The organism is Streptomyces sp. NBC_00490 (genome assembly GCF_036013645.1).
GTDB classification, from domain to species: Bacteria; Actinomycetota; Actinomycetes; order Streptomycetales; family Streptomycetaceae; genus Streptomyces; species Streptomyces canus_F.
In genome coordinates this window covers 3,457,718-3,474,470 of the sequence record NZ_CP107869.1, presented here as the reverse complement: position 1 = coordinate 3,474,470, position 16,753 = coordinate 3,457,718, and the positions used below count along the sequence as shown (strand labels likewise).

Genomic DNA, 16,753 nt, shown 5'->3' with positions numbered 1-16,753 from the left:
GGCCTCCTACCGGAGCAGGGCCGCGGACCCCCGGATTCTCCGCCTTACGGACGATTTCGGTCCCCAGGGGCCGAAGCGGTCGAACCGCGCACCACCAGCTCCGGCATGAACACGAACTCGCTGTGCGGAGCGGGCGTGCCGCCGATCTCCTCGAGCAGTGTGCGCACCGCGGCCTGGCCCATCGCCGGCACCGGCTTGCGGACCGTGGTCAGAGGCGGGTCGGTGAAGGCGATCAGCGGGGAGTCGTCGAAGCCGACCACCGAGACGTCCTTCGGCACGTCCATACCGAGCTGCCGGACCGCCCGTATCGCACCCAGCGCCATCATGTCGCTCGCGCACACCACCGCCGTGCAGTTGCGGGAGATCAGCGCCGCGGCGGCCGCCTGACCGCCCTCCAGGGTGTAGAGCGAGTGCTGGACGAGTTCCGTCTCGACCGTCTCCGCGGTCAGGCCCAGCTGGTCCTGCATCGCGCGGACGAAGCCGTCGATCTTGCGCTGGACGGGCACGAACCGCTTGGGACCCAGCGCCAAGCCGATCCTGGTGTGCCCCAGCGAGATCAGATGCGTCACCGCGAGCGTCATCGCCGCGCGGTCGTCGGGGGAGATGAAGGGCGCCTGCACCTTCGGCGAGAAGCCGTCCACGAGCACGAACGGCACACCCTGGCCGCGCAGCTGCTCGTAGCGCTGCATGTCGGCGGAGGTGTCCGCGTGCAGTCCGGAGACGAAGATGATGCCGGCCACGCCCCGGTCGACGAGCATCTCGGTGAGCTCGTCCTCGGTGGAGCCGCCCGGGGTCTGGGTGGCGAGCACGGGGGTGTAGCCCTGCCGCGTCAGCGCCTGCCCGATGACCTGGGCCAGCGCCGGGAATATGGGGTTCTCCAGCTCCGGCGTTATCAGCCCCACCAGGCCCTCGCTGCGCTGGCGCAGACGTACCGGGCGTTCGTAGCCGAGCACGTCGAGTGCGGCCAGCACGGACTGGCGGGTGGTGGAGGCGACGCCGGGCTTCCCGTTGAGGACGCGGCTGACGGTCGCTTCACTGACCCCCGCCTGTGCAGCGATGTCGGCAAGCCGTGTGGTCACAGGGGTGGACTGTACCGCCCGTATCTGCCCTTGCACACCAATGGGACGTCGCGACCGGCCTGTTGGGCGGCCGGGCCCGGGTTGCTGCGTCATCGCGCTCCCTCGTGAAAGTGATGGCAAGAGCTTGCAGAGTCTTGCACAACCCCCGATATGCCGTCCCACCGCAGGAAACAAGCGTCTCACGGCGGTTGCCGAGAGGTCACGCCCGGATAACTTCGGTGATGCCTTGCACTTTTTTGCTGCAAGCTCTTTCGCGTCGCTTACATCGCTGTTACGTTCGGCCACGCCCGGCGGCCGCAACGGCGCAGTCGGCAAGTCGCAGAGGTGGCAGACGGGGCCGCCTACTGCACCACACGGGCTTTCACCCTCAAGGAGAACTCATGCGGCGTGGCATAGCGGCCACCGCGCTGGTGGCGTCCCTCGCTCTCGCGGCGACGGCCTGCAACGGCGACAGCGACAGTGGCAGCGACTCGAGCGGTCCGGTGACCATCACCTGGTGGGACACCTCCAACGCCACCAATGAGGCGCCGACCTACAAGGCCCTCATCAAGGAGTTCGAGGCCGCCAACAAGGACGTCAAGGTCAAGTACGTCAACGTCCCCTTCGACCAGGCGCAGAACAAGTTCGACACCGCCGCCGGCGCCTCGGGCGCCCCGGACGTGCTGCGCGCCGAGGTCGGCTGGACCCCCGCCTTCGCCAAGAAGAGCTACCTGCTGCCGCTGGACGGCACCGAGGCGCTCGCCGACGAGAGCAAGTTCAAGCCCAACCTGATCGAGCAGGCCAAGTACGAGGGCAAGACGTACGGCGTCCCGATCGTCACGGACACGCTCGCCCTCGTATACAACAAGGAGCTCTTCGAGAAGGCCGGCGTCGAGGCTCCCAAGACCTGGGACGACCTGAAGAAGGCCGCCGCCACGATCAAGGACAAGACCGGCGTCGACGGCTACTGGGGCTCCACCCAGGCCTACTACGCCCAGTCCTTCCTCTACGGCGAGGGCACCGACACCGTCGACGCCGACGCCAAGAAGGTCACGGTCAACTCGGACGCCGCGAAGAAGGCGTACGGCACCTGGCTGAGCCTCTTCTCCGGCAAGGGCCTGCACAAGGCCGACACTACTGCCGACGCCTACGCCCACATCCAGGACGCGTTCGTCAACGGCAAGGTCGCCGCGATCATCCAGGGCCCGTGGGAGATCACCAACTTCTACAAGGGCGCCGCGTTCAAGGACAAGGCCAACCTCGGCATCGCCACCGTCCCGGCCGGCTCCACCGGCAAGGCGGGCGCCCCGACCGGCGGCCACAACCTCTCGGTCTACGCCGGCTCCGACGCCGCCCACCAGAAGGCCTCGCTGAAGTTCCTCAACTTCATGACCTCCGCGAAGTCCCAGGCGACCATCGCGCTGAAGAACTCCACGCTGCCGACCCGTGACGACGCCTACACCACCGAGGTCAAGGCCGACCCGGGCATCGCCGGCTACGGCACGGTCCTCGCCGCCGCCCAGCCGCGCCCGGCGCTGCCCGAGTACAGCTCCCTGTGGGGCCCGCTGGACACCGAGCTGCCCAAGATCGCCGGCGGCAAGGAGTCCCTGGACAAGGGTCTGGGCAACGCCGAGACCGCGATCGCCAAGCTGGTCCCGGACTTCAGCAAGTGAGCCTGGGTGGCCGCCGGATTTCCTGACAGGGGGAGAGATCCGGCGGCCACCGGCCTGCGCCCAGCCACTTCTCAGTGCCGTTGAACTTCCAGAAGGTGTCGAACATGACAGTCGCCATCGACCGCGCCACCGGCAAACGCCGCGGTGACCGCGCGCCGCGGCCCGGGCTGGGCCAACGCTTCAAGCGCAGCTACCAGAAGCACTGGTACGCCTACGCGATGATCGCCCCGGTGGCGGTCGTGCTCGGCGTCCTCGTGCTCTACCCCCTGATCTACGGCGTCTACCTCACGCTCACCGACGCCAACAGCCTCAACACGGCCCGCACCATCGGCGTCAACCACATCGACGCCACCTACAAGTTCATCGGCCTCGACAACTACGCCGACATCCTGTGGGGCCCGACGGCGTACGACCGCTTCTGGTCGCACTTCATCTGGACCATCGTCTGGACGGCACTCTGTGTCGCCCTGCACTACGGCCTCGGCCTCGGCCTCGCGCTGCTGCTCAACCAGAAGCTGCGGGGACGGACGCTGTACCGGCTGATCCTCGTCCTGCCCTGGGCCGTGCCGACCTTCGTCACCGTCTTCGGCTGGCGCTTCATGCTCGCCGACGGCGGCATCATCAACAGCTTCCTGGAGACCCTCCATCTGCCGACACCACTGTGGCTGGAGGACACCTTCTGGCAGCGGTTCGCCGCGATCATGGTCAACACCTGGTGCGGTGTGCCGTTCATGATGGTCTCGCTGCTCGGCGGACTGCAGTCCATCGACGCCTCGCTCTACGAGGCCGCCGAGATGGACGGCGCCACCGCCTGGCAGCGCTTCAGGCACGTCACCCTGCCGGGCCTCAGGTCCGTCAGCTCCACCGTCGTGCTCCTCGGCGTCATCTGGACCTTCAACCAGTTCGCCGTCATCTTCCTGCTGTTCGGCAACACCGCCCCCGACGCCCAGATCCTGGTCACCTGGGCCTACTTCCTCGGCTTCGGACAGCAGCCGCGCGACTTCGCGCAGTCCGCCGCCTACGGCATCCTGCTGCTGGCCGTCCTGATCGTCTTCACCTCCTTCTACCGCCGCTGGCTGAACCGCAATGACCAGCAGCTCGCGATCTGAGGCAGGAGTTCCCATGAGTACGACCACCGCCGACACCCCCGCCGAGGTCAGCGAGCAGCACCCCGCGCGGGCCCCCCGCCGGGTCAGGCGCCGTGGCGAGAACAGCCTCGCCGGCTCGTTCGTCTCCCACGGCATCCTGACCGTCGCGTGCCTGATCGCGCTGTTCCCGATCGTCTGGCTGATCTTCCTGTCCCTCGGTCCGGACAAGGACGACTACCTCCACCCCGGGGGCATCTGGGACAAGATGACGCTCGACAACTACTCGTTCGTCCTTCAGCACACGGCCTTCTTCGACTGGCTGAAGAGCACGCTGATCGTGTCGCTCGGCACCACCGTCATCGGCGTGCTGATCGCCGCGACCACGGGCTACGCCGTCTCCCGGATGCGCTTTCCGGGCTACCGGAAGTTCATGTGGGTGCTTCTGGTCACCCAGATGTTCCCGGTAGCCGTACTCATGGTGCCGATGTACCAGATGCTCTCGGACCTGCAGCTCATCGACACCTACCTCGGGCTCGTCCTCGTGTACTGCACGACCGCGGTGCCGTACTGCGCCTGGCTGCTCAAGGGCTACTTCGACACCATCCCGTTCGAGATCGACGAGGCCGGACGCGTCGACGGGCTGACCCCCTTCGGTACGTTCGCGCGGCTGATCCTGCCGCTCGCCAAGCCGGGGCTCGCGGTCGCCGCGTTCTACAGCTTCCTGACCGCGTTCGGTGAGGTCGCGTTCGCGTCGACGTTCATGCTGTCCGACACGAAGTACACGTTCGCGGTCGGTCTGCAGAGCTTTGTGAGTGAGCACGATTCGCAGCGCAACCTGATGGCCGCGACCGCGGTGTTGATCGCGATACCGGTGTCGCTGTTCTTCTACCTGGTCCAGAAGAACCTGGTGACCGGCCTCACCGCGGGTGGAACGAAGGGGTAAGTGTGGCGTTCTGCCGTCGATCGGCCTCAGCGCCGTCGTGGCTGGTCGCGCCCACGCGGCGGTAGCCGCAAATTCAATACAGCCCCGCGCCCCTTGTGGGGGGCGTTGCCCCCCACACCCCCCTGATACCCGAGGCGGCCGTGATTGCCATCCGACCCCGCTGTGATCGCGGCCGCCTCGTCACCACCCGCCCCCCGTACCCCCACCTGACCCCATGACCTCGTTACGCAAGGACGCCATGAGCCAGCAGCACACTGCCGACCCGGCCCCGACCTCCGCCGTAGCCACCGTCGCCCGGCACCGCGACTGGTGGCGGGACGCGGTGATCTACCAGGTCTATCCGCGCAGCTTCGCCGACAGCAACGGCGACGGCATGGGCGACCTGGAAGGCGTACGCTCCCGACTCCCGTACCTGCGCGACCTCGGCGTGGACGCCGTATGGCTCAGCCCCTTCTACGCTTCCCCGCAGGCCGACGCCGGCTACGACGTCGCCGACTACCGGGCCGTGGACCCGATGTTCGGCAACCTGCTCGACGCGGACGCGCTGATCCGCGACGCGCACGAGCTGAACCTGCGGATCATCGTCGACCTGGTCCCCAACCACTCCTCGGACCAGCACGAGTGGTTCAAGCGGGCCCTGCGCGAAGGCCCCGGCTCGGCCCTGCGGGACCGCTACCACTTCCGCCCCGGCAAGGGCGAGAACGGCGAACTCCCGCCCAACGACTGGGAGTCGATCTTCGGCGGGCCGGCGTGGACCCGGGTCACCGAACCGGACGGCTCGCCCGGCGAGTGGTACCTGCACCTCTTCGCCCCGGAGCAGCCCGACTTCAACTGGGAACACCCCGCGGTCGGCGACGAGTTCCGCTCCATCCTGCGCTTCTGGCTGGACATGGGCGTCGACGGTTTCCGCATCGACGTGGCGCACGGCATGGTGAAGGCGGAGGGCCTCCCGGACCTCGGAGACCACGACCAGTTGAAGCTGCTGGGCAACGATGTCATGCCGTTCTTCGACCAGGACGGCGTGCACGACATCTACCGCCAGTGGCGGACGATCCTCGACGAGTACCCCGGCGAGCGCATCTTCGTGGCCGAGGCATGGACACCGACGGTCGAGCGGACCGCCAACTACGTCCGCCCGGACGAGCTCCACCAGGCCTTCAACTTCCAGTACCTGGGCACCGCGTGGGACGCGGCGGAGCTCCGCGAGGTGGTGGACCGCACCCTGGAGGCGATGGCCCCGGTGGGCGCGCCGGCGACCTGGGTGCTGTCGAACCACGACGTGACCCGCCACGCGACCCGCTTCGCCAACCCGCCCGGCCTCGGCACCCAGATCCGCACGGCGGGCGACCGGGAGCTGGGTCTGCGCCGGGCCAGGGCGGCAACCCTGCTCATGCTGGCGCTGCCGGGCTCGGCATACGTCTACCAGGGCGAGGAGCTGGGCCTCCCGGACGTGGTGGATCTGTCCGACGACGTCCGCCAGGACCCGGCGTACTTCCGGGGCGCCGGCCAGGACGGCTTCCGCGACGGCTGCCGGGTGCCGATCCCCTGGACGCGGGAGGGTTCGTCGTACGGCTTCGGCGCGGGCGGCAGCTGGCTGCCCCAGCCGGCGAGCTGGGCCGAGCTGAGCGTGGAAGCTCAGACGGGTGTGCCGGGCTCGACGCTGGAGCTGTACCGCACGGCACTGGGTCTGCGCCGCTCGCAGCCGGACCTGGGGGCCGGCGAGTCGGTGGAGTGGCTCCGCGCCCCCGAGGGCGTACTCGCCTTCCGCCGCGGCGAGTTCGTCTGCGTCGCCAACACCAGCGGCGAGTCGGTCACGACCCCCTCCTACGGCCGCGTCCTGCTCACCAGCGGTGAGATCGCGGAGGCGGACGGGGAGACGAAGGTCCCCTCGGACACGACGGTGTGGTGGACGACGGCCTGACGGCCGGCCTCCCCGAAAAGGGCCCGCTGCCCGCTGAGGCGGCGGGCCCTGTCCCGTAGCCTCGCCAGCTGTGAACATCGCATGGGCGGTACGGGGAAACGCGCAGGACAGGGCTGACATGGAGCGCCTCTCCGCGCTCTGGGACGAAGACGCGTACGAAGCGGTCGAGGCCGAGGCCAGGGCGCTGCAGGCGAAAGCGGAACGCCTGCGCAGGCGCCCCCGGGGCCTCGTGCTGGGGCAGTTCGCCAGGTTCATGGCCACGGCCGCGGCGTGCGGCCACGGGCGCGGTGCGTGGGTGCTGGACGAGATGGAATCCCTCGCGGCGGAGCTGCACGACACCACCGGGCCGTACCGGCTGCTCCTGCTGGGGGTGCGCAGGAACCGCGTGGTGGTCCTCAACGCCGAGCGGCGCTTCGGAGAGGCCGAGGCGGAAGGGGTGGCAGTCCTGCGTGAAGTGGCGCGGCTCAAACATCTGACGCAGGTGTGGCGCCTGGAGCTGTCCGTGCTGGCCGGCCTCGTCGACGCGCTGTGCGGACAGGCCCGCCACGAGGAGGCCGAGAACATCGCCCGGGGGAATCTGCCCCGCGCCGAAGGACGCTCGCTCGTCGCCCTGCACTGTGGCCTGGTCGACGATCTGAACGCCCAAGGACGTCACGCCGAAGCGCTCACCGAGGCACGTCGGTTCGCCCCGCCCCGGGTCCGGGAGCAGAGCGGGCGACTGGACATGGGCACGGCTGCCGCCCTGCACGGCCTGGGACACCGGAGCGAGGCGGAAACGACGGCCCGTCAGGCGCTGACCGACTGCGAACGGTCTCTGCATCCTGAGCACCCGCGCCTCCGTCAGGCCCGCACCCTGCTGGCCGACATCACCGCCGACGGCCCACCGGAGGCCTTCAACAACTCATGAGGGTGGCGGAGTTGAGAAGGGCACGTCAAGGTTGCGGATGAAACTTCTTGCTATGGGTTTCAAGCACCTTGCTGTAAGCCTTTCGTCGGCGGTACGTTCTCGCCGGCGCCGGGCAAAGACGCCCGGCCGTCAGGCAAGGAGCCCCCACGTGATATCGAGATGGTCCGCATCCGCCGGCGCCGCAGCCACCGCGCTCGCCACCGCGGCCGCCGTCCTGGCCCCCACAGCCGCCTCGGCCTCCCCGCCCGGCACCAAGGACGTCACCGCCGTCCTCTTCGAGTGGAACTTCGCCTCCGTCGCCAAGGAGTGCACCAACACCCTCGGCCCCGCCGGCTACGGCTATGTCCAGGTCTCCCCGCCCGCCGAGCACATCCAGGGGGCGCAGTGGTGGACCTCGTACCAGCCGGTGTCGTACAAGATCGCCGGGCGCCTCGGTGACACCACCGCGTTCCGGAACATGGTGACCACCTGCCACAACGCCGGCGTGAAGGTCGTCGTCGACACCGTCATCAACCACATGTCCGCGGGCAGCGGCACCGGCACCGGCGGCTCGTCGTACACGAAGTACACCTACCCGGGCCTCTACTCCTCCTACGACTTCGACAACTGCACGTCGAACATCACCGACTACACCAACCGCGCCAACGTCCAGAACTGCGAGCTCGTGGGCCTCGCCGACCTGGACACCGGCGAGGAGTACGTCCGCGCCACCATCGCCGGGTACCTGAACACCCTGCTCGGCCACGGCGTCGACGGCTTCCGCATCGACGCGGCCAAGCACATCCCGGCGACCGACCTCGCCAACATCAAGTCGCGGCTCAGCAACACCTCGGTGTACTGGAAGCAGGAGGCCATCTACGGCAGCGGAGAGGCCGTCCAGCCGACCGAGTACACCGGCACCGGGGACGTGCAGGAGTTCCGTTACGCCTACGACCTCAAGCGCGTCTTCAACAACGAGAACCTCGCCTACCTGAAGAACTACGGCGAGGGCTGGGGCTACATGAGCAGCTCGGTCGCCGGTGTCTTCGTCGACAACCACGACACCGAGCGCAACGGCAGCACCCTGAACTACAAGGACGGCGCCAACTACACGCTGGCCAACGTCTTCATGCTCGCCTATCCCTACGGCACCCCGGACATCAACTCCGGCTACGAGTGGTCCAGCACGGACGCGGGCCCGCCCAACGGCGGCTCGGTGAGCGCCTGTTGGCAGGACGGCTGGAAGTGCCAGCACGCCTGGCCGGAGATCCTGCGCATGGTCGCCTTCCGCAACGCGACCCGCGGCGAGTCGGTCACCAACTGGTGGGACAACGGCGGCGACGCGATCGCCTTCGGCCGGGGTGGCAAGGGGTTCGTGGCCATCAACCACGAGTCGGGCAGCCTGAGCCGTACGTACCAGACGTCCCTGGCGGCGGGCACGTACTGCAACGTGCAGAACAACACGACGGTGACCGTGAACTCCGGCGGCCAGTTCACCGCCACCCTCGGCGCCAACACCGCGCTCGCGATCTACGCGGGCAAGTCCAGTTGCTGAACCGCTCCACCCGCAGGACGGCCATCCCCGCCACGGCGCATGGGTGGCCGTCCCAGTATCTCGATGTACATGATCCGGCCGTACACCACGTCGAGGATCAGATCGCCCTTCGAGGGCAGCAGCGGCACACAGCGATGGCCCGGACCGTAGGGCTGTCCGTCCGGATGCTCCGCCGTCCGGATGCTCTGGCAGAAGTCGTCGCCGCAGCCGCACACGCCGACCATCCGGACGTCCCACACGCAGATGGCCAGCCAGTGTTCCCCCTCCTCCGTCAGGAGGGCGGCCAGTTCGGCGACGAGCTCCGGGTAGAGGTCGCGAACGAGGGGCGGTTCCTGCTCCATGCCGGGACGGTAGCCAGGGGTGACCGTGTGAGGCGAGGGATTAAGCGCTCGGGCTGCTGGCGCCGACCAACTCCCCCTGCTGAAAGTTCTTTCCGTTACTTTCAGGACTCTTGCTGTAAGCATTGCGGCGGCGATACGTTTCGCGCGGGGTCGGACCCATGTAGAGCCGCCGCAATCGCAAGGAGTCCATCTGTGATACCGAGATGGCCGTCGCCGTCGAGGCGTCGTTCCGCCCATGCCGGACGGGTCGCCGCGGTCACCGTGACCGCACTGGCCGCAGCACTCGTCCAACCCCTCGCGGCGCGGGCGGACACCCCGCCGCCGCCCCCCTCCGACGCCAGGCTCGCCTCGGCGCCCGCCCGGCACGACTCCACGCGCGAGCAGTTCTACTTCGTCCTCCCGGACCGCTTCGCCAACGGCGACACCGGCAACGACAAGGGCGGCCTGACGGGCACCCGCCTCGCCACCGGCTACGACCCCACCGACAAGGGCTTCTACCAGGGCGGCGACCTCAAGGGTCTGACCAGGAAGCTCGACTACATCAAGGATCTGGGCACCACCTCCATCTGGATGGCCCCGATCTTCAAGAACCAGCCCGTACAGGGCACGGGGAGCAACGCCTCCGCCGGCTACCACGGCTACTGGATCACCGACTTCACCCAGGTCGACCCGCACTTCGGCACCAACAAGGACCTGGAGACCCTCATCTCCAAGGCCCACGCCAAGGGCATGAAGGTCTACTTCGACGTCATCACCAACCACACGGCCGATGTCGTCGACTACGAGGAGAAGTCCTACGACTACCTCTCCAAGGGCGCGTTCCCGTACCTGACCAAGGACGGCGAGCCCTTCGACGACACCGACTACGCGGACGGCACGAAGGAGTTCCCGGCGGTCGACACCGGCTCCTTCGCACGCACCCCCAAGGCCACCAAGAACAACAAGGTCCCGTCGTGGCTCAACGACCCGACGATGTACCACAACCGAGGGGACTCCACCTTCGCCGGTGAGAGCTCCGAACAGGGCGACTTCTCCGGCCTCGACGACCTGTGGACCGAGCGTCCCGAGGTCGTCAGCGGCATGGAGAGGATCTACGAGAAGTGGGTCCGCGACTTCGACATCGACGGCTTCCGCATCGACACCGTGAAGCACGTCAACCTGGAGTTCTGGACCCAGTGGGCCACCGCCCTCGACGCCTACGCGGCCAGGCACGGCCGTGACGACTTCTTCATGTTCGGCGAGGTCTACTCCGCCGACACGTCGATCACCTCGCCGTACGTCACCCAGGGCCGCCTCGACGCCACGCTCGACTTCCCCTTCCAGGAGGCGGCCCGGCAGTACGCCTCCCAGGGCGGCAGCGCCCGGAAGCTGGCCTCGGTCTTCGGCGACGACTACAAGTACACGACCGACAAGGCCAACGCGTACGAGCAGGTCACCTTCCTCGGCAACCACGACATGGGCCGCATCGGGTACTTCCTGAACCAGGACAACCCGAAGGCGACCGACGCCGAGCTCCTCGCCAAGGACAGGCTCGCCAACGAGCTGATGTTCCTCAGCCGCGGCAACCCGGTCGTCTACTACGGCGACGAGCAGGGCTTCACCGGCGCCGGTGGCGACAAGGACGCCCGCCAGACCATGTTCGCGTCGAAGACGGCCGACTACCTCGACGACGACGAGATCGGCACCGACCGTACGCACGCGAGCGACGCGTACGACACGAGCGCGCCGCTGTACCGGCAGATCGCCGCCCTGTCCAAGCTGCGCAAGACCAACCGCGCCCTCACCGACGGCGTCCAGACCGAGCGCTACGCGGCCGACGGCAGCGGGGTCTACGCCTTCTCGCGCACCGACGCCAGGACGGGCACCGAGTACGTGGTCGCCTTCAACAACGCCGGTGAGGCGAAGTCGGCGACCTTCGCGACCGGTTCGGCCGGGATGGCGTTCAAGGGGATCTACGGCGGTCACGCCTCCCTCAGGAGCGACGCCGACAAGAAGATCACCGTCACCGTCCCCGCGGGCTCCGCGATCGTCCTCAAGGCGGCCGGCAAGCTCGCCAAGCCCGCCACCGCGCCGACGCTCACCCTCAAGGCCCCCGCCGCCGGCGCCACCGGCACGGTCGAGATCGGCGCCGACGTCGACGGCGGACAGCTCAACCGCGTCGTCTTCGCCGCGCAGGTCGGCAACGGCACGTGGCGCACGCTCGGCTCCGCCGACCACGCGCCGTACAAGGTCACGCAGGTCATCGGCAAGGACGTGGCGGCCGGAACGGCCCTGCGGTACAAGGCCGTTGTCATCGACTCGGCCGGACGCACCGCGAGCACCACGGCGGCCTCCACCACCGGCACCCCGCCCGCCGAGGAGATCCCCACCGCCTCCTCCCGCGACTACGCGGTCGTCCACTACAAGCGCACCGACGGCGACTACGCGAACTGGGGCCTGTACGCCTGGGGCGACATCGCCGACGGCGAGGCCACGAACTGGCCGGACAGCCACCCCTTCGTCGGCCGTGACGCCTACGGAGCCTTCGCCTACGTCAAGCTGAAGCCGGGCGCCTCCGGTGTCGGGTTCCTCGTCATCGACAAGGACGGCAACAAGGACGTCTCCGCCGACCGCACGATCGACGTCACCAGGACCGGCGAGGTCTGGATCGAGCAGGGCAAGGCGGACGTCGTCACCGAGAGGCCCGACTACCCCGCGCAGGACAGGACCAAGGCGGTCCTGCACTACCACCGGGCCGACGGGAACTACGACGGCTGGGGGCTGCACGTCTGGACGGGCGCCGCGAACCCCACGGACTGGTCGAAGCCCCTGGAACCGGTGAAGACTGACACCTATGGCGCGGTCTACGAGGTACCGCTCAGCGACGGGGCCACCAGCCTCAGTTACATCCTGCACAAGGGCGACGAGAAGGACCTGCCCAGCGACCAGTCGCTCGACCTCACGGCGAACGGCCACGAGGTGTGGCTGGTGAACGGCCAGGAGAAGTACCTGCTCCCGCAGCCCGCCGGCTCCGCGGCGGCCCTCGACCTGACCACCTCCAAGGCGGTCTGGATCGACCGGGACACGGTCGCCTGGAACGGCTCCGCCGCCGCGGTCTCCACCCAGCTGCTGTACAGCCGCGACGGCTCGATCGCGGCCCAGGACGGCCCGCTGACCAGCGACGACGAGCGCTGGCTCCGGCTGTCGAAGACCACCCTCACCGACGCCCAGAAGAAGAAGTTCCCGCATCTGAAGGACTACACCGCCTGGTCCGTCGACCCGCGTGACCGCGACCGGGTGCGCGAGGCCCTCAAGGGCCAGCTGGTCGCCTCCCAGCGGGCCGTGAACGGTGCCGTGCTCGCCGCCACCGGTGTGCAGATCGCGGGCGTGCTCGACGACCTGTACCCGGCCGCGACCAAGGCCGACCTCGGCCCGACGTTCGACAGGAGCGGCCGTCCGACGCTGTCCGTCTGGGCGCCGACCGCGCAGAGCGTCGCCCTGGAGCTCGACGGCTCCACGGTGAGGATGAGGCGCGACACCGCAACCGGCGTCTGGTCCGTCACCGGTCCCAAGTCCTGGAAGGGCAAGGAGTACCGGTACGTCGTGAAGGTCTGGGCGCCCAGCGTCCGCAAGGTCGTCACCAACAAGGTCACCGACCCCTACTCGGTCGCCCTGACCGCGAACTCGGAACGCAGCCTCGTCGTCGACCTGGACGACAAGTCCCTCTCCCCGAGCGGCTGGTCGACGTACACCAAGCCGAAGGCCACCCCGCTCAGGGACGCCCAGATCCAGGAGCTGCACATCCGGGACTTCTCCGTCGCGGACCGGACGGCCAGTGACCCGGGTACCTACCTCGCCTTCGCCGACAAGAACAGCGACGGCTCCCGGCACCTGAAGGAGCTCGCGAAGTCGGGCACCTCCTACGTCCATCTCCTCCCCGCGTTCGACATCGCCACCATCCCCGAGAAGAAGTCCGACCAGGCCACCCCCGACTGCGACCTGGCCTCCTACGCGGCCGACTCCGACAAGCAGCAGGAGTGTGTCGCGAAGGCGGCCGCGAAGGACGCCTACAACTGGGGCTACGACCCGTACCACTACACGGTCCCCGAGGGCTCCTACGCCACCGACCCCGACGGCACCGGACGCACGGTCGAGTTCCGCCAGATGGTCAAGTCCCTGAACGAGGACGGCCTGCGGGTCGTCATGGACGTCGTCTACAACCACACGGCGGCCGGTGGGCAGGCCGACACCAGCGTCCTCGACAAGCTGGTCCCCGGCTACTACCAGCGCCTCCTCGCCGACGGCTCGGTCGCCAACAGCACCTGCTGCGCCAACACGGCACCCGAGAACGCCATGATGGGCAAACTGGTCGTCGACTCGATCGTCACCTGGGCCAGGGAGTACAAGGTCGACGGCTTCCGCTTCGACCTCATGGGCCACCACCCGAAGGCCAACATCCTGGCGGTCCGCAAGGCCCTGGACGGACTGACCCTCGCCAAGGACGGCGTCGACGGCAAGAAGATCATCCTGTACGGCGAGGGCTGGAACTTCGGCGAGGTCGCCGACGACGCCCGCTTCGTCCAGGCCACCCAGCGGAACATGGCCGGCACCGGCATCGCCACCTTCTCCGACCGGGCCCGTGACGCGGTGCGCGGCGGCGGCCCCTTCGACGAGGACCCCGGCGTCCAGGGCTTCGCGTCCGGGCTCCACACCGACCCCAACTCCTCGAAGAACAACGGCACCACGGCCGAGCAGAAGGCCCGGCTGCTGCACTACCAGGACCTCATCAAGGTCGGGCTGAGCGGCAACCTCGCGCAGTACACGTTCACCGACACCGCCGGCAAGGAGGTCACCGGCGCCGAGGTCGACTACAACGGACAGCCCGCCGGTTACGCGGCCGCGCCCGGTGACGCCCTCGCCTACGCCGACGCGCACGACAACGAGTCGCTGTTCGACGCGCTGACGTACAAGCTGCCCGCCACGACCGGTGCGGACGACCGCGCCCGGATGCAGGTCCTCGCCATGGCGACCGCGACCCTCTCGCAGGGCCCGTCGCTCTCCCAGGCGGGCACCGACCTGCTGCGCTCCAAGTCCCTGGACCGCAACTCCTACGACAGCGGCGACTGGTTCAACGCCATCCACTGGAGCTGCGAGGACGGCAACGGCTTCGGACGCGGGCTGCCGATGGCGGCCGACAACGCATCCAAGTGGCCCTTCGCCAAGCCCCTGCTGGGTGCGGTGAAGGTGGGCTGCCCGCAGATCGAGGGGAGCTCGGCGGCGTACCGGGACCTGTTGCGGATCCGTTCGACGGAGAGCGTGTTCTCCCTCGGCACGGCCGCGCAGGTGCAGTCGAAGCTGTCCTTCCCGCTGTCGGGCAAGGAGGAGACACCGGGCGTGATCACCATGGAACTCGGTGACCTCGTCGTGGTGTTCAACGCGACCCCGCGGGCCCAGGAGCAGCGGGTGGCGGCCCTGGCCGGCGTGGCGTACGCGCTGCACGAGGTCCAGGCGGCGGGCGCGGACTCTACCGTCAAGGCATCGTCCTACGAGCGGGTTTCGGGCACCTTCGCCGTTCCGGGACGGACTGTGGCCGTATTCTCCCGCAATTCCTGACAAGGGCATTACCGTGGTGGGGCAGACCCGGATCCGGGTCTGCCCCATCGTGCTGTCCAAGGGCTGAACACATGGACGTCAACGGAGACCTGACCGGCACGACCGTGATGGTCGTGGACGATGCGGAGGCAAGCCGGTACGCCTTGAGCACCCTGCTCAGCCGTGCGGGCCACCGGGTCGTGCCGGTCGCCACCGGTCGCGCGGCGCTCGCCGAACTCGACGACCGGCTGCGCAAGGGCACCCTGCCCGACGTGGCCCTCGTCGACGTGGGCCTGCCGGACATGAGCGGCTTCGAACTGTGCCGCCTCTTCAAGGAGCGCCCGCACACGGCCGCGCTGCCCGTCGTGCACTTCTCCGCCGCCAACGTGGCGCCGGTCGACCGCTGCGAGGGCCTGGACACGGGATTCGAGGCCTATCTGAAGGTGCCCGCCGAGCCCCTGGAGATCGAGGCCGTGGTCCGGGCCGCCGTGCGCAACGCCCAGGTGCGGGCCGACGACCGGGCGCTGGTACGACGGCTGACCCTGCTGTCGGAGACGATCGTCACCATCCAGGCGGCGCGCTCCCTGCCGGAACTGACCGACGCGGCCGCCGAGGGCATCTCGCGGGTCACCGGCACCCCCGCCGCCGTCTTCGTCCTGGAGCAGGAGGGCCGGCTGTACCGGGGCCTGTCCCGGGACCGCGTTCCGGTCGCCCTGCCGGACGAGGGGGCCGACCGGGCGGTGGCGGCTCTGCTCCAGCGGCTCACGCGGGGACAGTCCGCCGGCGTACAGCTCACGACGGTGCCCGCGCCGCTGTGGCCGGCCGGGTACTTCCGGCCCGGCGTGGAGCACGACGCCCGGCTGGCGCTCGTGCGCACGCAGGACGGCAGGGCCACGGTGTGCCTGGCGGCGCCCGCGCGCGGGATGCGGCGGCTGGGCCCCGAGCGCGAGAGCCTGCTGGCCCAGCTGACCCAGGCCACCGCGTTCGCCGCGGAACCCCTGCTCATGTACCAGGTGGAGCGGCATGTCGCCCTCACGCTCCAGCACAGCTTCCTGCCCCAGCCGCACCGGCTGCCCGAGCTGCCGGGCATCGACGTCGTGGTCCGCTATGTGCCCGCCTCCCCGGAGACCGAGATCGGCGGCGACTTCTACGCGGCGCTGCGTACCGACGACGGCGTGCTCACCGCGGTCGGCGACGTCGTCGGGCACTCGCTGGACGCGGCGACCGTCATGGTGGAGATCCGGCACGCGCTGCGCGCCTACGCCGTCGAGGACAGCGACCCGGCCGTGCTCGCGGAGCGCCTGGACCGGATGCTCCAGCGCTACCACCCCGACCTCACGGCCACGGTCTGTCTGGCCCTGATCGACCCGGCCACCGGGCGCACCCGTATCGCCAACGCGGGACACATCCCCCCGCTGATCGTCCGGGACACCGGCAGCGCCGACTACGTCAAGGCGGCCGGTCCGCTGCTCGGGGTCGGGCTGCCGCACCCGCCGGTCACCGAGCTCTTCCTCGAACCCACCGACCGGCTCCTCATGGTCACCGACGGCCTGATCGAGACCCGGGGCATCGACCTCTCGGCCTCGATGGAGCACCTACGCGCGGCCGCCGTCGGCTCCCTGCCCGGACTGGACGCCCTGTGCGACACCCTGTTGGCCTCCTTCGGCCACGACCGGGAGGACGACATCGCCATGCTGGCGCTGCGGCTGGGGTGAGA

The 16,753-nt window shown here is 69.1% G+C and carries 10 protein-coding genes; 8 read left to right on the top strand and 2 right to left on the bottom strand.

Annotated elements, in window-relative coordinates; genetic code table 11:
- Positions 1-44: 44 nt before the first annotated feature.
- Positions 45-1,079, bottom strand: a complete 1,035-nt coding sequence (locus OG381_RS15660; protein ID WP_327716713.1) for a LacI family DNA-binding transcriptional regulator — start codon at positions 1,077-1,079, stop codon at positions 45-47.
- Positions 1,080-1,459: 380 nt separating this feature from the next.
- Between OG381_RS15660 and OG381_RS15655 the strand changes: the two genes are divergently transcribed.
- From OG381_RS15655 to OG381_RS15630, 6 genes are all read left to right on the top strand, one after another.
- Positions 1,460-2,731 (top strand): extracellular solute-binding protein, encoded by a 1,272-nt coding sequence (locus OG381_RS15655; RefSeq protein ID WP_327716712.1) that lies wholly within the window; start codon positions 1,460-1,462, stop codon positions 2,729-2,731.
- A gap of 104 nt (positions 2,732-2,835) precedes the next feature.
- Positions 2,836-3,840 (top strand): carbohydrate ABC transporter permease, encoded by a 1,005-nt coding sequence (locus OG381_RS15650; RefSeq protein WP_327716711.1) that lies wholly within the window; start codon positions 2,836-2,838, stop codon positions 3,838-3,840.
- A gap of 13 nt (positions 3,841-3,853) precedes the next feature.
- The gene (locus OG381_RS15645; RefSeq protein ID WP_327716710.1) at positions 3,854-4,762 is read left to right on the top strand and encodes a sugar ABC transporter permease; all 909 of its coding nucleotides are present in this window, start codon (positions 3,854-3,856) and stop codon (positions 4,760-4,762) included.
- Between the two features lie 238 nt (positions 4,763-5,000).
- Complete coding sequence (locus OG381_RS15640) at positions 5,001-6,683, top strand: glycoside hydrolase family 13 protein (protein WP_327722467.1); 1,683 nt, start codon at positions 5,001-5,003, stop codon at positions 6,681-6,683.
- A 118-nt stretch (positions 6,684-6,801) separates the two neighbouring features.
- Positions 6,802-7,590: a hypothetical protein gene (locus OG381_RS15635; RefSeq protein WP_327716709.1), complete on the top strand. Its 789-nt coding sequence runs from the start codon at positions 6,802-6,804 to the stop codon at positions 7,588-7,590.
- 148 nt (positions 7,591-7,738) lie between these two features.
- Positions 7,739-9,124 (top strand): alpha-amylase, encoded by a 1,386-nt coding sequence (locus OG381_RS15630; RefSeq protein ID WP_327716708.1) that lies wholly within the window; start codon positions 7,739-7,741, stop codon positions 9,122-9,124.
- Here OG381_RS15630 and OG381_RS15625 read toward each other — a convergent pair.
- Positions 9,100-9,465 carry a hypothetical protein gene (locus tag OG381_RS15625; protein ID WP_327716707.1) on the bottom strand — a complete coding sequence of 122 codons (366 nt, stop codon included), beginning with the start codon at positions 9,463-9,465 and terminating at the stop codon, positions 9,100-9,102. The two genes, OG381_RS15630 and OG381_RS15625, sit on opposite strands and share 25 nt — an antisense overlap.
- Positions 9,466-9,657: 192 nt before the next feature.
- Here OG381_RS15625 and pulA point away from each other — a divergent pair, with 192 nt between their 5' ends.
- Positions 9,658-15,057: a pullulanase-type alpha-1,6-glucosidase gene (gene pulA, locus OG381_RS15620; RefSeq protein ID WP_327716706.1), complete on the top strand. Its 5,400-nt coding sequence runs from the start codon at positions 9,658-9,660 to the stop codon at positions 15,055-15,057.
- A gap of 71 nt (positions 15,058-15,128) precedes the next feature.
- Positions 15,129-16,751 (top strand): fused response regulator/phosphatase, encoded by a 1,623-nt coding sequence (locus OG381_RS15615; RefSeq protein WP_327716705.1) that lies wholly within the window; start codon positions 15,129-15,131, stop codon positions 16,749-16,751.
- Positions 16,752-16,753 lie beyond the last annotated feature (2 nt).